Source organism: Cobetia sp. PS-4MA (assembly GCF_057670765.1).
The window spans coordinates 1,337,063-1,358,418 of sequence record NZ_CM173107.1 but is presented as its reverse complement, the minus strand read 5'-3'; the positions used below and the strand labels follow the sequence as shown (position 1 = coordinate 1,358,418).

17 protein-coding genes are annotated in these 21,356 nt (G+C 62.5%); 10 read left to right on the top strand and 7 right to left on the bottom strand.

The window, feature by feature from the left end; all coding sequences use genetic code 11:
- Positions 1-266 precede the first annotated feature (266 nt).
- The 5 genes from yihG (at position 267) to AC26AR_RS05795 (ending at position 4,968) form a co-directional block, all read left to right on the top strand.
- Entirely contained in the window at positions 267-1,169 is a 903-nt protein-coding gene (gene yihG, locus AC26AR_RS05815; RefSeq protein ID WP_084208996.1) for a 1-acylglycerol-3-phosphate O-acyltransferase, YihG family, read from the top strand.
- Positions 1,156-2,106, top strand: coding sequence for a LysM peptidoglycan-binding domain-containing protein (locus AC26AR_RS05810; protein ID WP_289863146.1), 951 nt, complete (start codon positions 1,156-1,158; stop codon positions 2,104-2,106). The genes yihG and AC26AR_RS05810 overlap by 14 nt, the downstream gene beginning before the upstream one ends.
- Before the next feature lie 344 nt (positions 2,107-2,450).
- Entirely contained in the window at positions 2,451-3,608 is a 1,158-nt protein-coding gene (locus AC26AR_RS05805; protein WP_084208998.1) for a glycosyltransferase family 4 protein, read from the top strand.
- Positions 3,580-4,131: a phosphatase PAP2 family protein gene (locus tag AC26AR_RS05800; RefSeq protein WP_077372749.1), complete on the top strand. Its 552-nt coding sequence runs from the start codon at positions 3,580-3,582 to the stop codon at positions 4,129-4,131. Before AC26AR_RS05805 ends, AC26AR_RS05800 begins: the two co-directional genes overlap by 29 nt.
- Positions 4,132-4,206: 75 nt before the next feature.
- A complete protein-coding gene (locus AC26AR_RS05795; protein ID WP_488107714.1) occupies positions 4,207-4,968 on the top strand; it encodes an alpha-ketoglutarate-dependent dioxygenase AlkB family protein in 762 nt (253 codons plus the stop codon).
- On the opposite strand, the gene AC26AR_RS05790 is transcribed toward AC26AR_RS05795, so the two are convergent.
- Positions 4,960-5,883 (bottom strand): LysR family transcriptional regulator, encoded by a 924-nt coding sequence (locus AC26AR_RS05790; RefSeq protein WP_488107713.1) that lies wholly within the window; start codon positions 5,881-5,883, stop codon positions 4,960-4,962. The two genes, AC26AR_RS05795 and AC26AR_RS05790, sit on opposite strands and share 9 nt — an antisense overlap.
- 426 nt (positions 5,884-6,309) lie before the next feature.
- On the opposite strand from AC26AR_RS05790, the gene AC26AR_RS05785 reads away from it, so the two are divergent.
- The 3 genes from AC26AR_RS05785 to AC26AR_RS05775 all read left to right on the top strand — a co-directional run bounded on the left by AC26AR_RS05785 (position 6,310) and on the right by AC26AR_RS05775 (position 8,559).
- Positions 6,310-7,011: a CoA transferase subunit A gene (locus tag AC26AR_RS05785; RefSeq protein ID WP_077373240.1), complete on the top strand. Its 702-nt coding sequence runs from the start codon at positions 6,310-6,312 to the stop codon at positions 7,009-7,011.
- Positions 7,012-7,103: 92 nt separating this feature from the next.
- A complete protein-coding gene (locus tag AC26AR_RS05780; protein WP_488107712.1) occupies positions 7,104-7,766 on the top strand; it encodes a 3-oxoacid CoA-transferase subunit B in 663 nt (220 codons plus the stop codon).
- Positions 7,767-8,352: 586 nt separating this feature from the next.
- Complete coding sequence (locus AC26AR_RS05775) at positions 8,353-8,559, top strand: cold-shock protein (RefSeq protein WP_077372737.1); 207 nt, start codon at positions 8,353-8,355, stop codon at positions 8,557-8,559.
- 284 nt (positions 8,560-8,843) lie between these two features.
- Here AC26AR_RS05775 and gcvT read toward each other — a convergent pair whose 3' ends face one another.
- Together gcvT and AC26AR_RS05765 are read right to left on the bottom strand one after the other, a co-directional pair.
- Positions 8,844-9,977: a glycine cleavage system aminomethyltransferase GcvT gene (gene gcvT / locus AC26AR_RS05770; RefSeq protein WP_488107711.1), complete on the bottom strand. Its 1,134-nt coding sequence runs from the start codon at positions 9,975-9,977 to the stop codon at positions 8,844-8,846.
- A gap of 145 nt (positions 9,978-10,122) precedes the next feature.
- The gene (locus AC26AR_RS05765; protein ID WP_373996116.1) at positions 10,123-11,484 is read right to left on the bottom strand and encodes an alanine/glycine:cation symporter family protein; all 1,362 of its coding nucleotides are present in this window, start codon (positions 11,482-11,484) and stop codon (positions 10,123-10,125) included.
- An 877-nt stretch (positions 11,485-12,361) separates the two neighbouring features.
- Here AC26AR_RS05765 and gcvH point away from each other — a divergent pair.
- Both gcvH and gcvP read left to right on the top strand, forming a co-directional pair.
- Positions 12,362-12,754, top strand: coding sequence for a glycine cleavage system protein GcvH (gene gcvH / locus AC26AR_RS05760; RefSeq protein ID WP_077372729.1), 393 nt, complete (start codon positions 12,362-12,364; stop codon positions 12,752-12,754).
- A 208-nt stretch (positions 12,755-12,962) separates the two neighbouring features.
- A complete protein-coding gene (gcvP, locus tag AC26AR_RS05755) occupies positions 12,963-15,857 on the top strand; it encodes an aminomethyl-transferring glycine dehydrogenase (RefSeq protein ID WP_488107710.1) in 2,895 nt (964 codons plus the stop codon).
- Between the two features lie 156 nt (positions 15,858-16,013).
- Here gcvP and AC26AR_RS05750 read toward each other — a convergent pair whose 3' ends face one another.
- The 4 genes from AC26AR_RS05750 to AC26AR_RS05735 all read right to left on the bottom strand — a co-directional run bounded on the left by AC26AR_RS05750 (position 16,014) and on the right by AC26AR_RS05735 (position 21,347).
- On the bottom strand, positions 16,014-17,666 hold the full coding sequence (locus AC26AR_RS05750; RefSeq protein WP_240499748.1) for an ABC transporter substrate-binding protein: 1,653 nt from the start codon (positions 17,664-17,666) through the stop codon (positions 16,014-16,016).
- Positions 17,667-17,983: 317 nt separating this feature from the next.
- Positions 17,984-19,990, bottom strand: a complete 2,007-nt coding sequence (locus AC26AR_RS05745; RefSeq protein ID WP_488107709.1) for a DUF4955 domain-containing protein — start codon at positions 19,988-19,990, stop codon at positions 17,984-17,986.
- Positions 19,991-20,200: 210 nt separating this feature from the next.
- Positions 20,201-20,473 carry a DUF2160 domain-containing protein gene (locus AC26AR_RS05740; protein WP_043334560.1) on the bottom strand — a complete coding sequence of 91 codons (273 nt, stop codon included), beginning with the start codon at positions 20,471-20,473 and terminating at the stop codon, positions 20,201-20,203.
- Positions 20,474-20,546: 73 nt separating this feature from the next.
- Complete coding sequence (locus AC26AR_RS05735; protein WP_077372718.1) at positions 20,547-21,347, bottom strand: carbohydrate ABC transporter permease; 801 nt, start codon at positions 21,345-21,347, stop codon at positions 20,547-20,549.
- Between the last annotated feature and the right edge of the window lie 9 nt (positions 21,348-21,356).

Below are 21,356 nucleotides of genomic sequence, written 5' to 3'. Positions count from 1 at the left end.
GCTCCCTGAAAGGGCGTCCATCTCGTGAGAGGACGTCGAGTGGCGGTGCATGCTCACGACGATGGCCGAGTGCCATGTCAGGCCTTCCCTTGCACCGGCCGACAGGAAAGTCGGCGCGCGAATGACACCACAGCTCACGAACCGCCACCATTCGACATCAGATGCGTACGGTTTGCGCAACGTCGAGTTGCTGTCCTCCACGCAAGCGGGGTGGGTTTCCTGTCACGGGTGAATTAGGATGGCGCGATCTGCTGAAGGAGTCGTTCATGTCGAGTATCAGAGGCGTCATCAGCCTGTTGTTTCTGATCACCAATACCCTGTTCTGGTCGGTACCGCTGTACCTGCTGGCATTGCTCAAGCTGCTCAGCCCGTCCCGTCGTCTGCAGCTTCATCTTCTCGAAGGGCTGAACCGTCTCGCCATGGGGTGGATCGGCACCAACAATCTGTGGATTCGCGCCTGGATACGCCCCCATTGGCAGGTCAACGTGCCGGACGCCCTGAAGGATGGCTCCGCCAGGCGACGCTGGTGGCTGGTGATCTCCAACCACCGCAGCTGGACGGATATCTTCGTGCTGCAGTATGCATTGCATCATCGCACGCCCATGCCCAAGTTCTTTCTCAAGCGCGAGTTGATCTGGGTCCCCGTCATCGGCCTGGCCTGGTGGGCGCTGGAATTCCCCTTCATGCGCCGCTACAGCCGTGAACGACTGGCCAATGACCCGCGCCTGGCGGAACGCGACCGTGCCGCGACACGCCGCATCTGTGAGCGAGCGGGCCAGTCGCCCATGTCGATCTTCAACTTCGTGGAAGGCACGCGCTTCACGTCAGGCAAGCATGATCAACAGCAAAGCCCGTACACTCATCTGCTCAGGCCGCGCGCCGGCGGCAGCGCTCAGGTGATCAGCATTCTCGGCGACCGCCTGTCAGGCATACTCGACGCCACGCTGGACTATCGTCACGCCAGCGCGAGCTTCTGGGAGTTTCTGTGTGGCAAGGGGGGAGATATCCATCTGGATATCGTGCAACGCCCGGTGGAACCCTGGATGCTGAACGGGGATTATCATGCGGACGCTGCCTACCGCGAACGGTTTCAGCAATGGCTCAATCAGGTCTGGAAGGACAAGGATGCCCGACTGTCACGTGCAGGACACGACATTGAACAACTCTGACATGCCTCACGAGCCGCTGGGCGCTGTGCGCCTGGCCGTGGGCGCCATCTCGACATTTCTCCACAGGACATCTCGCGCGCCGCTGCGGCGACTGGCGTGGCTGAGCCTGGCACTGTGGCTGACAGGCTGCGCCACCGGCAGCTACTCCGGCTCACCGGCAGGCCAATGGATCACGATCCAGAAAGGCGACACCCTGGGGCAGATCGCACGCGACGCTGACATTCCCCTGTTGCGCCTCACCCGCTTCAACCCCGGCGTCAAGATCCGTGACCTCAAGGTCGGGCAGCGCATCCTGGTGCCCACCGCGCGTGAGCGTGCCCCCTCCGGTGGCCCCTATCGCTATCAGCTGCGCCCCGGGGACACCTACTCGAAGATAGGCCGTTACTTCGGAGCCAATCCTCAGCGCATCCAGACCGCCAACCCGGGGCTTCCCCCCAATGACCTGAAAGTCGGCACCCTGATCTCGGTTCCCCTCAATGGTGGCCCCAGCCGAAGCGCTTCCAATGCGCGTGCCAGCGGCGGCAGTCTCGTGGCACGCCCGGATCCGGGTCCGCTGAAGAAACCGCGTCAATCGTGGCGCTGGCCTGCCGCCGGCGAAGTCATCAGCGAATTCGGCACCAACCGCAATGGCCAACTGGCCCCGATGCGGATTCGCACGGCCAGCAATGGGGTCGCCAGCGCGCCGGCCAGCGGGGAAGTCCGCTTTGCCGACAACATGCGGCAATTGGGCAATGTGGTCATCCTTCACCATTCAGGCAATCTGCAGAGTGTATTGGCGCAGTGCGGAGAGATTCTGGTCAAGGTCGGTCAGCAGGTCACGCCGGGCACCCCGCTGTGTCGCGTGGCACGTCGCAATGACGGTCAGCCTGAACTGCTCTTCGACGTGCGCCATGGCGGCAAGCCGATCAATCCACGCGAGCTGCTCGAGAAACGCTGAAACTGGGGCTGCCGGCCTCACTGGCGAGCCCTTCAGGGGCTCGCCTTGCCAAACGAGCGTCGGGCATGCCTCGCCCACGGCGTCCTTCATGCCGCGCCTGTCGCCCCCGCGTCAGTCTCGGCCAGCGTGATTGATCTTTGAGCTGTGAACTGTGACCTGTGACCGCTTTAATCCGCTGCCTCCTGGCAGCATTGCCTGCTGGAGATTGCCCGCGGGAGATTGCCCGCTGGAGTGACCGCGGCTGCAACGACACCTGCGTGGGGTGTCATCACTTCGTCACCTCGCTGTTATGCAGGCGTCACTCCCATGGCCAATACTTCGTTCAAAGGTCATCAGGAGCCGTCATGGAGCGTATCGCCTTTGTCAGTGAAACCTGGCACCCGGAAATCAATGGCGTGGCTCACACGCTGAGCCATCTGTGCGATCAACTCATCACGCGGGGCTGCGAGCTGCAGCTCGTGCGGCCCGCACCCCGCGACGGCAGCCATGAACCACGAGTCGCGCAGGAGCTTCAGGTACGCGGCTTCCGTCTTCCGGGCTATGACACCGTTCAGATCGGCGCCCCTGCCCTGAGACGGCTGACGGCGCTGTGGCGCCAGCATCCGCCCTCCGTCATCTACATCGCCACCGAAGGACCGCTGGGGGTCAGTGCCCTGATGGTCGCGCGTCGCCTCGGCGTGCCCGTGGTGGCAGGCTTTCATACCAATTTCGACCAGTACAGCACCCACTATCATCTCAGGGCATTACGCCCCCTGGTACGTCAGGGGCTGAAGCACTTCCACAATGCCGCCAACCTGACACTGGTCCCGACACGCACCCAGGCCGCCACTCTCGCGCAACAGGGTTTCAAGCATGTCCGGGTCGTGGGACGCGGGCTGGATTGTCAGCGCTTCTCGCCCGTTCATCGCAGTGAAGCGCTGCGTCGCCAGTGGGGCGTCGGCCCTCAGCAGCCCGTCGCGCTGCATGTCGGCCGCCTGGCGGCGGAAAAGAACATCGAGCTGTTGATTCGCAGCTACGAGGCCATGCAGGCCGTGCAGCCGGATATCGCGCTGGTACTGGTGGGCGATGGCCCGCTGCGCGAACGCCTTGAGCAACGCCTGCCGGAGGCGATCTTCGCCGGCTTCCAGACCGGCGAGGCGCTGGCTGCCCATTACGCCAGTGCCGACCTGTTCCTGTTCCCCTCGCTGTCGGAGACCTTCGGCAACGTGGTGCTGGAAGCCATGGCCAGTGGATTGGCCGTGGTGGCCTTCGACTACGCGGCCGCTGCGGAAGTGATCCGCGATGACCACCAGGGGTTGCTGGCCCCCTGCACCCAGCCGGACAGATTCATCGAACAGGCAGTGGAAGTCTGCCAGCGACCAGCGCGTATCGCACGTCTCGGAAGAGCAGCCCGTGTACGCGTCGAGCCCATGGCCTGGAGCCAGGTCGCCGAGCATTTTCTTGCCTGTCTACGCCTCGCCGAGGAGAAGCCCGATGCACGATCGCAGCCTTCCCGTCTTTGAGCGACTCGACCTGCTGGAGTGGCGGCTGTGTCGCCAGGTGGCACGTCTGGCGCTGTATCGGCCGATCCTGACCCTCTTTCGCGTGGTCTCGCGCCTCGGCGACTGGCCCGTCTGGTTGCTGCTGACACTCAGCCTGCCCTTCCATCACGTGCAAGGTGGCTGGTTGATGCTGGAATTCGGACTGGCGGCGGGGGCCGGCGCCCTTTTGTATCGCGCCCTCAAGACCCGGCTGTGCCGTGAGCGCCCCTTCATCACCTTCACGACCATCCAATGCACCATGCCACCGCTGGATCGCTACAGCTTTCCAAGTGGCCATACACTGCATGCGGTGCTGTTTGCCAGCCTGACGGCTCAGCAGCTACCGGAACTGGCCATTCTCGTCACGCCGCTTGCCATGTTGATCGCGCTTTCCCGCGTGATCCTGGGACTGCACTACGTCAGTGACGTGCTGGCGGGGGCGCTGCTGGGACTCGGGCTGGCTGAAGTGGCCATCCTGAGTCTTGAGTCCCTGACAGGACTCTGAGCCCAGTGCACGCTCTGTCGGCGGCAGGCCACCTTCGACTTGCCGACAGTCAATTCGCTCTGGCAAGCTCGCCTCATGACGATATCCTCCGAGGCCGGCGACCTGTTCGCCACGCATCCTCAACACGCCCCTTCCCGCACCCCGCCAAGCGGACAGCGACCGGCCGGCCTGCCGGACGACTGGCAGACACTGGCCCATGGCTGGTATCGCCATCCGCTGCACCCGCTCTATCTCAAGCCAACCGCTCTGACTCCCCTGCAGGCCGACCAGGCACTGGTCACGCTGGATACCACGCTCGACTGGCAGCGGCCGAGCTTGAGCGTGCATGGCAAGACGCATCCCATCCCTCGCCGTCAGGTATGGATGGGGGACGCCGGGGCTCGCTATCGCTATTCCGGCAGCCTGTTCGAGCCAGCACCCTGGCGTCCGATGGCCTGGCATCTGGGGGAGCTTGCCCGTCACGCCATCAACCGCGAGCTGAGCGCGCAGCCGGGGCAGGAACGCCATATCGACCAGCACTTCAACAGCCTGCTGGCCAATCGCTACGCCGATGGCAATGACCGCATGGGCTGGCATAGTGACAATGAACTGGAGCTTGGCGACCGCCCCATCGTGCTGGCCCTGTCACTGGGACGAGAGCGGCCCCTGCGCTTCAAGGGACACCCCCGCAGCCCCTACGCACAGGACCCTGCATTCAACCTGTGGCTGCCCCATGGCTCATTGCTGGTGATGGGGCGCGGCTGTCAGGACCGACTGCATCACGCCCTGCCGCCACGCAAGCTCGAGGGCGTGCGCATCAGCCTGACCTACCGACAGCTATTGACGGCGTCACGCTAGATCCTCATCAGGCACGGGCGGCGGCGAGACGGGATAGCGGGCCCGCAGGGTGTCCAGCATCGCCTGGACCGCGACCGACAGCTCATGACGGCCGCGGCGAATCACGCCGACCCGTTGCTCGATGACCGGCCCTTCCAGCCCCAGGCACCGACATCCCAGCGCTGACATCTGATCGGCGCTCATCGCCGGTACCGCGCTGACGCCAAGTCCCTCTGCCACCATGCGTCCGCAGGTCACCAGCTGATGGGTCTCGAAGGCGACGGTGAGCTTGAGTCCCGCCTCTGCCAGGCGCCGCTCCAGCATGTGTCGCACGCCCGAGGGACGTTGCAGGGTGATGAAATCCTCTTCCAGCAGCTGATCCCAATGGATGGTCGCGGGAGCGCCCTGCAACAGGGCGTGCCCCTCGGGAATGATCGCGATGTAGCGATCCTCGAAGAGTGATTCGAAGACAAGGTCCTCGCGGACCCCGGGATCAAAACAGATCCCCAGTTCCACGCGCCCATCGGTGACACGCTCCACGACTTCCTCGGCGATCACGTCATTGACCTCGATGGTGATCTCCGGGAACTGCCGTCGAAAATCCGCCAGTACTCCTGGCAGCAGATTCCCGGCGAAGGTCGGCATGGCAGCCAATGCCACACGCCCGCGTCCGAGACTGAATCGCTGGCGCATCTCGTCCTCAGCATGCTCCCAATCCGACAGTATCCTGCGAGCCAGCGGGAAGAAGGCCCGTCCTTCCGGCGTCAGGCTGACCTGTCGAGTGGAACGCTGGAACAGACGCCCACCCAACGACTCCTCCAGATTCTTGACGGCCAGCGACAATGCCGGCTGGGAAAGATGCACCAACGTGCCCGCTTCCACGAAAGACAGGGTTCTGGCCACTGCGACAAAGGCTTTCAACTGTTTCAAGGTCATGCGGCTTCCTTCCTGTGGGGTCCCTGGGGGACGCGCCTTGAGATGACATTCGGGGAAACAGGCTCAACCCGTCGCCGGGAGACCCGTCGGCCTTTACACCATTGGTCCAAGGTGGCCAGAGCCGCTTGCGCAGCCTTGCACCGCGAGTCGTCCAGCCCTGTCGTGCATATCCGCCGCTGACCCGCACCACAGGCGGATCTGTGCAGGAAACCAGCGGGCAAGGCGATATCGTACTGCCCAAGACTCTTCATGAAAACTTATCAATGGATAGAAAAAACAAACTTATCAAATATATACAGCCACCAGATTGTCGGCAATGATGCACTCAAGCCTTTGCCAGACGCCTGCCCCAGGCGCCGGCCACGGAAGATGAGCAGCGACTCATCACCGTCAAAACGACAACACAAGATGCTCAAGGAGAACTTCATGGCAGGATTCAACAAGGTAGTGACCCGCTACGCCGATGCCATGGCGGGCCTGGAAGACGGCATGACGGTAATCGCCGGCGGATTCGGACTCTGCGGTATTCCCGAGAACCTGATCCAGGAGATCAAGCGTCGTGGCGTGAAGGACCTGACCGTCGTCTCCAACAACTGCGGCGTGGACGGCTTCGGGTTGGGCATCTTGCTGGAAGATCGCCAGATCAAGACCATGATCGCCTCCTACGTCGGCGAGAACGCCCTGTTCGAGCGCCAGCTGCTGGACGGAGAGCTCGAGGTCATCCTGACCCCCCAGGGCACGCTGGCCGAGAAGATGCGCGCCGCCGGGGCCGGCATCCCCGCCTTCTTCACCGCGACCGGCTACGGAACGCCCATCGGAGAAGGCAAGGAAGTCCGCGAATTCGACGGTCGCCCTTATATTCTCGAGGAAGCCATCAAGGGTGACTTCGCGATCGTCAAGGCGTGGAAGGCCGACCGCTACGGCAATGTCGTCTACCGTCACACGGCACGCAACTTCAACCCGCTGGCCGCAACCGCAGGCAAGATCACCGTGGTCGAAGTCGAAGAGCTGGTGGAACCCGGCGAGCTGGACCCGGCCGAGATCCACACTCCGGGCATCTATGTCGACCGCGTCATCAAGGGCAGCTTCGAGAAGCGCATCGAGAAACGGACCGTTCGCTCGCGTTGAGCCTAGGCTCTGCCTGCATCCGTTTTCTCGCGACGACACTCCCCGACACGGCAAGGCGTCACCTCGATGGCGCTTCAGACAAGGAATACATCATGGCTTTGACACGCGAACAGATGGCCCAACGAGTGGCACAGGAAATCCAGGACGGCTCCTACGTCAATCTGGGCATCGGCATCCCGACCCTGGTCGCCAACTACATCCCGGATGGCATCGACGTGATGCTGCAGTCCGAGAACGGCCTGCTTGGCATGGGACGCTATCCCTATGACGACGAGGTCGACGCCGACATGATCAATGCCGGCAAGGAAACCGTGACCGCCATCGATGGCGCCGCCATCTTCGACTCCGCCGAATCCTTCGCGATGATTCGCGGCGGGCACGTCGATCTGACGGTACTCGGCGCCTTCGAGGTGGACGTGAACGGCAACATAGCCAGCTGGATGATCCCCGGCAAGCTGGTGAAAGGCATGGGCGGCGCCATGGATCTGGTGGCGGGTGCCGAGAACATCATCTGCACCATGACCCACGCCTCCAAGCATGGTGAGTCCAAGCTGCTCAGCCAGTGTGAGCTGCCACTGACCGGTGCCGGCTGCATTCGCCGTGTCCTGACCGACCTGGCCTTCCTCGAGATCAAGGACGGTGCCTTCCACCTGCTGGAACGCGCGCCAGGCGTCAGTGTCGAGGAGATACAGCGCCTGACCGCAGGCAAGCTCATCGTGCCCGACAATGTCCCCGAGATGCAGCTGGACACCTGAGACGGCCCAGATGCATCGCTTGACACTCCATCTCTCCGGCGATGATGGGCGCATCATCGCCGCTCTCCGAGAGTCTTGATGGTTGCAAGACCATCCACCGGCAGCGCTGCCATCGCTGCCGGTTTTTTTATCTCTTTCCCTCACCAAGCATGACGACCTGGCGGATCCTTCGCGAGGAGCTGCCCACTGCCTTGAAAGCCCGCACGCACGCCCCATCCCCACGACGATGACTCACCTTGGCAACCTCTCAAGCGGAACAATATACGGCGAGGTTTTATACCGACCAGAAACCAGGATAACGGGATAAAAGCAAGTCACTGTCAATCCTTGCGAAATCTGGAAAACTGACTGGCGCAATGCCGTCCATTCGAGAAGAATCTGCTCACGAGACACCCGACCAAAGGCGAAGTTTTTGATATTTCATTTGACCTTGGAGGCGCGGCAGCGCAGTATTGATCTCGTTGGTTAGCAAGTCGTATATCGTCAGTCGTGATCGAAACACTTCGGTACCTGGTGCATATCCTCCTTGTTTTACCCACGTATATCGGGTAACTCCCGGCAATATCATCAGTAAGGAATTACGATCATGGCAACTGGTACAGTCAAGTGGTTCAACGACACCAAAGGTTTCGGCTTCATTTCTCCGGACGACAACGGTGACGACCTGTTCGCACACTTCTCCGAAATCCAGGCTGAAGGCTTCAAGTCTCTGCAAGACGGTCAGAAGGTTTCCTTCGACGTCACCCAGGGCAAGAAAGGCCTCCAGGCCGCTAACATCAAGATCATCGACTGATCATGAGTTAGCTGAAAGAGACTAACCTCTCTTTCCACGGAAAAGCCCGCTTCGGCGGGCTTTTCTGCGTCTGGAGATTGCCTCGAAAGCCGTGACGGCCCCTCCCCTGCCAGCCAGTTCCGTCGTGCCTCAGCGCCACTTGCCTGCAACCCACGACACGATCCAGATCTCCCGGACCAGAGCCGAGCCTGCTGCCTGACGCCTGACGCCTGTCACAGGCAACGAAAAAGGGACCGCCGAAGCAGCCCCTTTCCCGTCCAGCCTTGCCTGTCTTCAGCCCATCATCAGCCGCGGTAATAGCGCTGCTCGACGAAGGGCATCTTCGTCACGGTCATCGGCAGTCGCTTGCCGCGTACATCCGCGAAGACCTGAGTGTCCAGCACGCTGTGCGCGATCGCCACATAGCCCATGGCGACCGGCTTGCCGTAGCTCGGGCCGAAGCTGCCCGAAGTCACGACACCGATGCGGTTGCCCTCGCCGTCGAAGAGCTCGGCACCTTCGCGAATCGGAGCACGCCCTTCAGCCACCAGACCGACTCGCTTGCGGGTGTGATCCTTGTTGGCAATCTGGGTCAGGATGACGTCCGCCCCCGGGAAGCCGCCTTCACGTGCACCGCCCTGACGACGCACCTTGCCCAGCGCCCAGATCAGGCTGGCTTCCACCGGCGACGTCGTGGTGTCCAGATCATGACCATACAGGCACAGGCCAGCCTCGAGACGCAGTGAATCCCGCGCCCCGAGACCGATGAACTCCACCTCTTCCGCCGCCAGCAGCAGACGCGCGAAGCGCTCCGCCTCAGCATCGGGGACGGAGATCTCGAAACCATCTTCACCGGTATACCCGCTGCGACTGACCCAACACTCGATGCCATCGATGGTGACATGGGAATGATGCATGAAGGTCAGCTCGCAGGCCTCGGGCGACAGACGCTGCATGACCGCGTGAGCCAGCGGCCCCTGCAGGGCGAGCAGTGCCCGGTCCTCCAGCACCTCAAGCTCGATCTCCATCGGCAGCCCCACACGCAGATGCGCGACGTCCTGATCCTTGCAGGCAGCATTCACCACCACATAGAGGTGATCGCCACCATTGACGATCATCAGGTCATCGAGGATACCGCCGGTATCACTGGTAAAGAGTCCGTAACGCTGCATGCCCACCGGAAGATCGACGATGTCCGTCGGTACCAGCGTCTCCAGCGCCGCCTGCACGTTCTCTCCGCGCAGGATCAGCTGCCCCATGTGCGAGACATCGAACAGCCCCGCCTTGGCACGCGTATGCTCGTGCTCCTTCTTGACGCCCAGCGGATACTGGACGGGCATGGAATAGCCTGCAAACTCGACCATCTTCGCTCCCTGCTCGACGTGCAGGTCATGAAGCGCGGTCTGCTTGAGACCGGTGACAGCGGCGGAATCGGACATCATCATTCTCCAGAGTGGCATGCAACATCTCTCCGACAGCCAGGTGAATCTGGCCCTGTGCTGCCGGAGGCTAGTGATCGAGATAGGACAATCTGAGGGGGCTCACCCCGCCGCGCCTGCCAGCGACGGGGGGCTCCTGATGCGATCAGCGGTCTTCGCCCGCCAGCACTTCCTTGCCGTCAAAGTAGTCGCGGGTCAGCTTGAAGACCACGGGCGACAGCAGCGCCAGACCAATCAGGTTCGGAATCGCCATCAAGGCATTGAAGGTATCCGCCATCAGCCAGATGAGATCCAGCTTGGCCATCGCGCCCACCGGAATCGCGATCACGAACACGATGCGATACAGCATGATGGCGCGCGTACCGAACAGGTACTGGAAGCACTTCTCGCCATAGAAGGACCAGCCAAGGATGGTGGTGAAGGCAAACACGGCCAGCGCGATCGCGACCAGATGGTTGCCGACACCCGGCAAGGCCTGATCAAAGGACATGGAGGTCAGCGCCGCCCCCGTCTCACCAGAAGACCACAGGCCGGAGGTGATGATGGCCAACGCGGTGATGGTGCAGATGACGATGGTATCGATGAAGGTGCCCAGCATGGCGACCAGCCCCTGACGTACCGGGTTCTTGGTCTGCGCGGCAGCGTGGGCGATGGGCGCACTGCCCAGGCCGGCTTCATTGGAGAAGATACCGCGCGCCACACCGAAACGGATGGCCGCCATCACCGCCGCACCGGCAAAGCCGCCAGTCGCCGCGACTGGATTGAAGGCGTAAGTGAAGATGAGGCCGAAGGCGTGACCGATCTGGTCAGCATTGATCACCAGAATGACGATGCCCGACAGGAAGTAGGCAATCGCCATGAACGGCACCAGCTTGCCCGCCACGCTGGAGATGCGCTTGATGCCACCCAGGATGACCGCACCTGCCAGCACCATCATCACGACACCGGAGGCCCAGTGCGGAATGGCAAACGAGGTTTCCAGGGCATCCGCCACGGAGTTGGACTGCACGGTATTGCCGATGCCAAAGGCCGCGAAGCAGCCGAAGAAGGCAAAGGCGCCCCCCAGCCAACCCCACTTGGCCCCCAGTCCGTTGCGGATGTAGTACATCGGACCACCGACGTGGTTGCCATTGTCATCCACTTCGCGATAACGCACCGCACAGACGGCCTCGGCGTACTTGGTCGCCATGCCGACCAGCGCCGTGATCCACATCCAGAAGATCGCCCCCGGTCCACCCAGCGCGATCGCCGTCGCCACACCCGCGATGTTGCCGGTACCGATGGTAGCGGAGAGTGATGTCATGAGGGCATTGAACGGCGACATTTCACCATCGCCATCCTTGCCGGGCGCGCGCCCGCTCCACAGCAGCTTGAAGCCGGTACCCAACTTGCGGATCGGCATGCCCTTGAGGCCCGCCTGAAGATAGAAGCCGACCCCGAGCAGCAGGATCAACATCACCGGGCCCCACACCACGCCATTGATGGCGGTAAAGAGAGAACTGATCATTTCCACGCAGATTTCCTCCGCTGAATTGTTGTTATGACTCGATGCGAGGAGAGACACATCGGAAATCCCGTCTGGCCAGCCGGTCAACCGGCCAGCACGCCAAACGGACAGCTCACATTAGCGGAAGCTTCCAGTCTTCACTACCCCAACAGGGCTTTACGCTGGAATGTGAGCAAAACGTCACGCAAAAATCATGAAAATGTGTCAATCGCCTGAGGGATTCAGCCCGTTGATGGGCGTCACTCAGTGGATATCTCTTTCCCTTGTGCCGGCAACCTGAGCCTCTCCCGGGTCTTCCCCCACACCTCTCGCGGGCAGTCCCGTGACGACAGGCACGCTCCGGCGGGCTCTCCTCGGGGATACCTGCCATCAGGACACGCCTGATGATCAGAGCGTGAAGGAGCTTCCCTCAGCGAATATGGGTGTCGCTGCCTGCGACACCATTGACAGCACGTGAATCTGGACACAACATGGGAAACAAGTTTCCAATACGAAACAGGCGACACTCTACCTCGACTCAACAGGGCTCGCAAGCGCAGGAAAGTGGCATCAGATTCTCGCTGGAAACCCACCTCCCGTCAGAGAATGAGGACCTGGAGAACTGACTTCCAGCGGAGAAAAAACGGTCTGCACCCTGCACTCATGGGCCTTGTGCGCTGATACCTTCGCGCCATGGCGCAGATAGACCGGGCGTGGCAAGGCGAGACACTGGACGCCCGGAGCACGACGGACCACGATTAAGAGGGCAACTCGCTTGCCACTCGCCAAAAGTCGTAGAGGCACGCCGCGCTCAGCTACTGCCACGTGTCGAGACCTTCGTGCATAATGGCGCAACGATTCCCTGAATCAGAAAATCTTTTCACATAGGAAAACACTCATGAGCAACATTCCTGCCACGCTTAAGTACACCGAGAGTCACGAGTGGGTTCAGGACAACGGTGACGGTACCGTGACCATCGGCATCACCGACCACGCTCAGGAAGCGCTGGGCGACGTCGTCTTCGTCGAATTGCCGGAAATCGGTCGCGAACTGGCGCTGGAAGAAGAGTTCGGTGTCATCGAGTCCGTCAAGGCGGCCTCTGATCTGTACGCGCCGCTGGCCGGCGAAGTCATCGCCGTCAACGAGAGCCTCGAAGACGCGCCGGAATCCGTCAATGAAAGCCCCTATGACGATGCCTGGATTCTGAAGATGAAGGTCGCTGACAGCGCCGAGCTGGAAAAGCTGCTCGACGCGGACGCCTACACCCAGCTGGTGGAAAGCGAAGCCTGATCACGGTTGGCCTCCAGCCGCTGTCCGAGACAGCGCTGTCACATGGCTGGAGGCCGCTTGCCCGTCTCACCCGGTAGTACGCTGGCTCGGCGCCCCCAGCCGAGGCTTCACGATTCCCGACGCCCTGCCCGCCCTCCTGCGCCGGCAAGGCGATGTTCCTCCCGCGGACTGTCACTTGCAGTTCCCGTTGCAGCACAGGATTCCTTGCATGGCTCACGAGACGCTTACCCTGGCCCAGCTGGCCGGGCACGATGATTTCATTTCCCGTCACAATGGCCCGACTGCCGCCAATGTCACGCGCATGCTGGCGACACTGGGTGAAGACAGCATCGAGACGCTGATTGACCGCACCGTGCCGGCGGCCATTCGTCTGGGACGCGAGCTGGACCTCGAAGGGCCGCGCACGGAATCCGAGGCACTGGACTATCTCAAGCGCCTGGCGCGTCAGAACAAGGTATTCAAGACCTATATCGGCCAGGGATATCACAACACCCACCTGCCGGCGGTCATCCAGCGCAACGTGCTGGAGAATCCGGGCTGGTATACCGCGTATACGCCGTACCAGCCGGAAATCGCCCAGGGCCGTCTCGAAGGGCTGCTCAACTTCCAGCAGGCGGTGATGGACCTGACCGGCATGGAACTGGCCAATGCCAGCCTGCTGGATGAGGCCACCGCCGCGGCCGAAGCCATGGCGCTGTGTCAGCGTGGCAACAAGAAGAACAAGAGCAATCGCTTCTTCATCGCCGACGATGTCCTGCCCCAGACGCTGGACGTCATGCGCACGCGTGCCGATTACTTCGGCTTCGAGCTGGTCATCGATGCTGCCGAGAAGGTCGGTGAGCACGACATCTTCGGCGCCCTGTTCCAGTATCCGGGCAATACCGGTCAGGTACGCGATCTCGCACCGCTGCTGGACGCGGCACGCGCCAATGGCGCGATGACCGTGGTGGCCGCCGACCTGCTGAGCCTGGTGCTGCTCAAGTCGCCGGGCAGCCTCGGCGCCGATATCGTCGTCGGCACCTCCCAGCGCTTCGGCGTGCCGATGGGCTTCGGCGGCCCGCACGCCGCCTTCTTCGCCACCACCGACAAGCTCAAGCGCTCGATTCCGGGCCGCATCATCGGGGTCTCCAAGGACTCGCGCGGCAACCCGGCACTGCGCATGGCGATGCAGACCCGCGAGCAGCACATCCGCCGCGAGAAGGCGACCTCCAACATCTGCACCGCCCAGGCGCTGCTGGCCAACATCGCCGGCTTCTACGCCGTCTATCACGGTGCCGAGGGCCTCAAGCGCATCGCCACCCGCGTGCACCGCCTGACCAGCATTCTCGCCGAGGGCGTCAGCCGTTGCGGCATGGCACTGGCCCACGACAGCTGGTTCGATGCCATCACCGTCACCGGCGTGGATGCCGGCAAGATCCATGGTCGCGAGCTGACCCACGAGATCAACCTGCGCCACCACGGCGACGGCCGCATCACCATCAATCTCGACGAGACCACCACCGCCGCTGACGTCGGCGTGCTGTTCGACGTGCTGCTCGGCGAGGAGCACGGCCTGTCCGTCGCCGCGCTGGACCAGGACCTGCTGGCCAAGGGCGCAAGCGCGATCCCGGCGGCCTGTCAGCGTGACAGCGACTTCCTGACCCACCCGACCTTCAGCCGCTACCACTCGGAAACCGAGATGCTGCGCTACCTGAAGCGCCTGGAGAACAAGGACCTGTCGCTGACCCACGCGATGATTCCACTGGGCAGCTGCACCATGAAGCTCAACGCCACCACCGAGATGATTCCGGTCACCTGGCCCGAATTCGCCAACGTCCACCCCTTCGCGCCCTCGGATCAGGTGGTCGGCTACAAGCAGATGATCGATGAGCTGTCGGCCTTCCTGGTCGAGATCACCGGCTACGACGCCATCTCCATGCAGCCGAACTCCGGCGCCCAGGGGGAATATGCGGGACTGGTCGCGATCCGTCGCTACCAGGCCTCCATCGGCGAGGGCGCGCGCGACATCTGCCTGATTCCCAGCTCCGCCCACGGCACCAATCCGGCCTCCGCCGCGATGGCCGCCATGAAGGTGGTGGTGGTCGAGTGTGATGCCAGCGGCAACATCGACATCAATGACCTGCGCGCCAAGGCCGAGCAGCACAGCGACAAGCTGTCCGCGATCATGATCACCTACCCGTCCACCCACGGCGTGTTCGAGGAAACCGTGCGCGAGGCCTGTCAGGTCGTTCACGATCACGGCGGTCAGGTCTACATCGACGGCGCCAACATGAACGCCCAGGTCGGCATCTGCCGTCCGGGTGACTTCGGCGGCGATGTCTCGCACCTCAACCTGCACAAGACCTTCTGCATTCCCCACGGTGGCGGCGGTCCGGGCATGGGGCCCATCGGCGTCAAGTCACACCTGGCACCCTTCGTCTCCAACCACGTGGTCACCCCGCTGGAAGGCGTGAAGCCGGAATGCACCGCCGTCTCCGCCGCCGCCTTCGGTTCCGCGGCGATCCTGCCGATCTCCTGGGCCTACATCAAGATGATGGGTGCGCAGGGGCTGCGTGAGGCCACCGAGCTTGCGATCCTCAACGCCAACTACATCGCCACGCGTCTCGATGGGCACTATCCGGTGCTCTATCGCGGCAAGAGCGGCACCGTGGCGCATGAGTGCATCATCGATATCCGCCCGCTGAAGGCCGCTTCCGGCATCAGCGAGGAAGACATCGCCAAGCGCCTGATCGACTACGGCTTCCACGCCCCGACCATGTCGTTCCCGGTGGCGGGCACGCTGATGGTCGAGCCCACCGAGTCCGAGTCGCTCTACGAGATCGACCGTTTCTGTGAGGCGATGATCGCGATTCGCGCCGAGATCGCCCGTGTCGAGCAAGGCGAATGGACCCTGGAAGACAACCCGCTGGTGCACGCGCCGCACACCCAGGCGGACCTGATGGACGCCGAATGGAACCGTGGTTATTCCCGCGAGATCGGTGCCTTCCCCAGCGAGCACGTCAAGGCGGCCAAGCAGTGGCCGGCCGTCAACCGGGTCGACAACGTGCATGGCGATCGCCAGTTGATCTGCTCCTGCCCGAGCATCGACCTCTACCGTGATTGAGAGTCTCGATTGAGAGCCAGCAATGAGGCAGTGTTGAAACGCTGTCGCTGATCGCTCTGGCAAAAAAACGCCCCTGCCGGGTAACCGGCAGGGGCGTTGTCGTTGCAGCTGTCCGTCAAGCGCTTGCTCAGTGGCGCAATGACGCGCCAGCCGAGATCACTCCTTCCAGCTCTTGAGCAGCTCGTCGTAGGCGATGGTCTCGCCCTTGGGCTTCTCGTTGTCCAGCTTGGCCTTCGGCGCACCCGGCTGGGCGAACCAGTACTCCGCATCACGTTCCTCGTTGAGCTTCGGCCCACAGTTGTCCATCACCTTGGCGCGCTCGAGACGCTCGAGAATGCGGTCCTGCGCCTTGGCCAGGCCATCAAGCGCTTCCTGCGGCGTGGCTTCACCACTGGCGGCCTGGGAGATGTACTGCCACCACAGCTGGGCCAGTTTCGGATAATCCGGCACGTTGGTGCCGGTCGGCGACCACTGCACCCGCGCCGGGCTGCGATAGAACTCGACCAGACCGCCCAGCTTCGGCGCGGCATCGGTCATCGCCTGGGACTGGATATCCGACTCGCGGATCGGCGTCAGGCCTTCCAGGGTCTTCTTGAGCGAGACGGTCTTGGCGGTCACGAACTGCGCATACAGCCAGGCGGCGTGACGATTCTTCTCCGGCGTGGAGTCGAAGAAGGTCCAGGCACCCACGTCCTGATAGCCAAGCTTCATGCCCTCTTCCCAGTACGGGCCATGCGGTGACGGCGCCATGCGCCACTTGGGCGTGCCGTCGTCGTTGACCACCGGCAGGCCATCCCGCGTCATGTCAGCCGTGAAGGCGGTGTACCAGAAGATCTGCTGGGCGATGTTGCCCTGGGACGGCACCGGGCCGGACTCGGAGAAGGTCATGCCCTGAGCTTCCGGCGGTGCGTACTTGCCCAGCCAGTCGACGTACTTGGTGGTGGCATAGACGGCCGCCGGGCCATTGGCCGCGCCGCCACGCGTCACCGAGGAACCCACCGGCTGACATTCCTCGACACGAATGCCCCACTCATCTACCGGCAGGCCGTTGGGCAGGCCCTTGTCGCCGGCACCCGCCATGGAGAACCAGGCATCGGTGAAGCGCCAGCCGAGTGACGGGTCCTTCTTGCCGTAATCCATGTGGCCATAGACCCGCTTGCCGTCGATTTCCTTGACGTCATTGGTGAAGAAATCGGCGATGTCTTCATAGGCTGACCAGTTGACCGGTACGCCCAGCTCGTAGCCGTACTTGTCCTTGAACTGCTTCTTCAAGTCTTCACGCTCGAACCAGTCGGCGCGGAACCAGTACAGGTTGGCAAACTGCTGGTCCGGCAGCTGATAGAGCTTGTCATCCGGGCCGGTGGTGAAATCCAGCCCGATGAAGTCATCCAGATCCAGGGTCGGCGAGGTGAAGGCCTTGCCGTCGCCTTCCATCATGTCGCTGATCGGCACGACCTTGCCATAGCGGAAGTGCGTGCCGATCAGGTCGGAGTCATTGACGTAGCCATCGTAGATGTTGCGCCCGGACTGCATCTGGGTCTGCAGTTTCTCGATGACGTCGCCTTCCTGGATCAAGTCGTGGGTCAGCTTGATGCCGGTGATCTCGCTGAAGGCCTTGGCCAGCACCTTGGACTCGTATTCATGGGTGGTCAGGGTTTCCGAGGCCACCTTGATTTCCATGCCGCGCAGCGGCTCGGCGGCCTTGATGAACCACTCGAGCTCGGACATCTGCTCGTCCTTGCTCAGCGTGGAGGGTGAGAATTCCTGGTCGATCCACTTCCTTGCCGCATCCTGATACTGATCGGCCATGGCCTGACTGGAAAGACCTGCGAGCCCCGCCGCCGTGGCGAAGGCGATGGCGTAACGCAGGCGTGCGGGTCGAATGATGTGCTGACTCATGGGATGTCCCTTCATTGGCGTTATTGTTGTGTCGCGTCGTCCAACAACCACTTCCGTCAATCACGTATCACGCGGCGCGAGATGCCGCGCGAGTCTCCTGCCGGTACTGCTTGTCCTCCTGTCGTTCCGGGTACGCTGTCTTGCCTTTGCTGCGTTGCTGCTCGGCTGGCCGGGCATCTGACTGTCAGTCCGTCTGCCAGATACCCGACGGATTCAAGCTTTCCGGGTCACGGGTGCGTCTCGCGAAGCAGCGCACGTTGAGCACGATAGAGCGAAGCTGGCTCAACGGCCTCGCCGGGGGATTCCACTCGCGCCTGCAGCTTGTCCAGCGCCTCAAGCTGCGGGTAGTCCGTCACGCCCTTGGCGTTCATCACCCGCTCGTAATCATGGCGACTGGCAATGCCCAGCGCGCGGCCGGTGGCGCCCACTACCGTCGGCATGATCACCTTGCCGAAGTGTGAGTCGGCGCGCATGAAGGGCCAGGCATCGTGCGGCTTGCCGGTATTGACCGGATTCCACAGCACCAGCCCGCGCAGATGATTGGGCTGATGGCCGACACTGGCGCCCCAGCGGTCACGTACATGGCCGCCTCGCTTGCGGTCGAAGAGATTGTCCCGCGGCTGCTGACCATGCAGTTCGATCCCACTGTCACCGCCATGCTCCAGTTCAAGGTAGACGTTATGGGTCGCGTAGCGGGCCACGCCGGGCGCATGCCAGGCATGACTTTGGTCGACCACCTGCCTTGCCAGCACCTGATTGCTGTCACTGATCGTCATCGCGATATGCCCCGGCTTGCCGGTCATCCTCACGTCCTCGAGCGTCACCTGGGAGCTGTGGCGCACCTTCACTCCCTGATTGAAACTGTCGAGCCGGACATCACGCACCCAGCCATCGGTGATGCCATCGAGATCCAGCAGGCCGAAGCCGCTGTCGTCCTCGGCGCTGCGATGATGCTTGAAGTACCCTCGCCAGTTGCCCTTGAGCGTGATGCCTTCGACCCCGACCTCATGCGCCGGATGGATGCGCGCGATACGCCACTGCTCACCGGGGAAGCGCTCGTGCACCACGGGCAACGACAGCGTCAGCCGATTGCCTTCTCGTGCCAGCACACGGTAGCGAGCGCGCTTGACCACCCCATCCCGCTCGATCAGCCAGCGCGACTTGCCGGTCCTGGCCTCCTTTTCCATCTGATAGGGTGCCAGAGCACGCGCTACCGCTTGCGGACGCTTGTCGATGCTCTCCAGCAATACCTCATCCCCCGCCTTGAGCGATGACGCCTGTGCCACGCCCGCCAGTGTCACCGTGTCCTGCGTATCGGCAGGCTGCACGCGAGCCGTCGCGGCGATCGGCTGCCAGGCTTCCTGACTCCCGCCCTCGGCCAGCGTCCTGCCCTCCTCCAGATTGCCAAGATGCAGCAACCAGGGCGTGCTCCAGTACCAGCTGGCGTGCAACGGCAGCATCGGTCGGGTCTGCTTGAGACGGGTCCTGTCGCTTCCGTCTCCCGCCAGTGTCCAATGACTGCCGGCCAGGCTCAGCCCCTGCATCTTGAGCAATGCCTCGCGCAGCGTCTGCTGGCGCGCCTCATCCGGGACTGCCGCCTTGAGCGCGATCATCCGTGCATAGAACCAGTCGCGCTCCGCGGGGCCGAACAATACATAGTCACCGGCAGGGAAATAGAGCACCCCGTGCCGCTGAGGGCTGTCCGCATCATGCTCCCCCTGCTGCTGCCAACGACGCATCGCGGCATGGGCGCGCAGTACCGCATCTCGGTCACTCACGTCGTCCGTGCCATCAGCGCCATAATCCGTGACATCGAAGCGCCTGACGCTGCGAGACTCTGATTCCCGCTTCCGCGCCTCTTGTGCATTGGCTCCCGTCGCCAACGTCGCCGGGAGAGCCTCTCCCTGGTGGTAGCCGGCGTGCGAGAAGTCCGGCAATGGCAGTGGCTCACGCTTGTCTGCCGGCAGCGCCTGATTGGCCTGCCACACCCGCTGATACGCCTGCCACAGGGGGGATTGAGTCTCGTCCTGCGCTTGCCCCGCTGCAGGATGCTTCCCGCCAGCCCCGCCCTGCTGATCCTCTACCAACACGGGAGTCGTGACCCACCAGCCAATGGCGACGACACAGACAAGACCCAGTCCTGTCAGCCCGGCACGAATGACACGACGGCTTTTCCTGTCGGAAGAAACAGAGTCAGTGATGGACGAATGACGCGAGGATTCGGTAGACGACATGCAACAGGGTTCCAGAGCGATGACAGATGACACTGGCTTGGCCAGTCAGAACCGCTTGGGACTCCTGTCAGCACCTCGGGTTCCCTGTTGCCACCGGGCGACGCTGCCCGTCGTCAACGCTCACACCCCATTCCCACATCTCACTTCACCTCTCGTTTCTTCACTTCTCGTTTCTTCTCATCCCCACATCCCCCTCACTTCACCCTCACCTCATCCCCACTTCATCAACACCAGCATCCAGACGACACAGACGATGCTGATCATCCACAGCACCTGATCAGTGAAGCCCAGCCACAGCAGATGCAGCCAGCCGCTGGAGAGCAGGCCGATGAACAGTCTGTCGCCCCGCGTGGTCGCGATGGGCAGAAAGCCCTGACGACTCAGCGTCGGGGTCACGAACTGCCAGGCGGTCATGCCCAGCAGCAGGGTGCCGATACCGGCAAAGAAGAGTGACGTGGGCAGTGTCCAGGCCATCCATTCCATCATCATGTCCTCTTGTAGGCCGTCAGCAGCGACTCGCTGGCGGCAATGACAGCGGCGCTCGTCTGGCCGCCGCTCACACCCGACCCAGGGCGAAGCCCTTGGCGACGTGATTGCGCACGAAGTAGATCACCAGAATGCCGGGAATCAGCGTCAGGGCGCCGGCGGCGGCCAGCACGCCCCAGTCGATGCCCGAGGCCGAGACCGTTCGCGTCATTACCGCCGCGATCGGCTTCGCCTCCGTCGAGGTCAGGGTTCGCGCCAGCAACAGCTCCACCCACGAGAACATGAAGCAGAAGAAGGCGGTCACCCCGATGCCCGGGCGAATCATCGGAATGAACAGCGTCAGGAAGAAGCGCGGAAAACTGTAGCCATCGATATAGGCCGTCTCATCGATCTCCTTGGGCACGCCGGACATGAAGCCTTCCAGAATCCAGACCGCCAGCGGCACGTTGAACAGACAGTGCGCGAGTGCCACCGCCAGCGGAGTATCGAACAGTCCCACCGAGGAGTAGAGCTGGAAGAACGGCAGCAGGAAGACCGCCGGCGGTGCCATGCGATTGGTCAAGAGCCAGAAGAACAGATGCTTGTCACCCAGGAAGCGATAGCGCGAGAAGGCATAGGCCGCCGGCAGTGCCACCGTCAGCGAGATGGCCATGTTGAGCACCACATAGCTCATCGAGTTCACATAGCCCATGTACCAGCTGGGGTCAGTGAAGATCACCCGGTAGTTGTCGAAGGTGAAGTTCTCGGGCCACAGGGTCAGGCCGCCGAGAATCTCCTGATTCGACTTGAACGACATGATCAGCAACCAGTAGATCGGCACCAGCAGGAACAGCAGGTAGATCGTCATTACCAGACGCTTGCGTGTTTTCATCACTCGTCT

Bases quoted from the DNA above. Each gene is read 5' to 3' on its own strand.
- AC26AR_RS05790 (WP_488107713.1), bottom strand. From the start codon at position 5,883: ATGACCTTGAAACAGTTGAAAGCCTTTGTCGCAGTGGCCAGAACCCTG.
- AC26AR_RS05750 (WP_240499748.1), bottom strand. From the start codon at position 17,666: ATGGCCGATCAGTATCAGGATGCGGCAAGGAAGTGGATCGACCAGGAA.
- AC26AR_RS05780 (WP_488107712.1), top strand. From the start codon at position 7,104: ATGGCTTTGACACGCGAACAGATGGCCCAACGAGTGGCACAGGAAATC.
- AC26AR_RS05740 (WP_043334560.1), bottom strand. From the start codon at position 20,473: ATGGAATGGATGGCCTGGACACTGCCCACGTCACTCTTCTTTGCCGGT.
- AC26AR_RS05800 (WP_077372749.1), top strand. From the start codon at position 3,580: ATGCACGATCGCAGCCTTCCCGTCTTTGAGCGACTCGACCTGCTGGAG.
- AC26AR_RS05735 (WP_077372718.1), bottom strand. From the start codon at position 21,347: ATGAAAACACGCAAGCGTCTGGTAATGACGATCTACCTGCTGTTCCTG.
- AC26AR_RS05795 (WP_488107714.1), top strand. From the start codon at position 4,207: ATGACGATATCCTCCGAGGCCGGCGACCTGTTCGCCACGCATCCTCAA.
- AC26AR_RS05745 (WP_488107709.1), bottom strand. From the start codon at position 19,990: ATGTCGTCTACCGAATCCTCGCGTCATTCGTCCATCACTGACTCTGTT.
- AC26AR_RS05805 (WP_084208998.1), top strand. From the start codon at position 2,451: ATGGAGCGTATCGCCTTTGTCAGTGAAACCTGGCACCCGGAAATCAAT.
- gcvT (WP_488107711.1), bottom strand. From the start codon at position 9,977: ATGTCCGATTCCGCCGCTGTCACCGGTCTCAAGCAGACCGCGCTTCAT.
- gcvH (WP_077372729.1), top strand. From the start codon at position 12,362: ATGAGCAACATTCCTGCCACGCTTAAGTACACCGAGAGTCACGAGTGG.
- AC26AR_RS05785 (WP_077373240.1), top strand. From the start codon at position 6,310: ATGGCAGGATTCAACAAGGTAGTGACCCGCTACGCCGATGCCATGGCG.
- yihG (WP_084208996.1), top strand. From the start codon at position 267: ATGTCGAGTATCAGAGGCGTCATCAGCCTGTTGTTTCTGATCACCAAT.
- gcvP (WP_488107710.1), top strand. From the start codon at position 12,963: ATGGCTCACGAGACGCTTACCCTGGCCCAGCTGGCCGGGCACGATGAT.
- AC26AR_RS05765 (WP_373996116.1), bottom strand. From the start codon at position 11,484: ATGATCAGTTCTCTCTTTACCGCCATCAATGGCGTGGTGTGGGGCCCG.
- AC26AR_RS05775 (WP_077372737.1), top strand. From the start codon at position 8,353: ATGGCAACTGGTACAGTCAAGTGGTTCAACGACACCAAAGGTTTCGGC.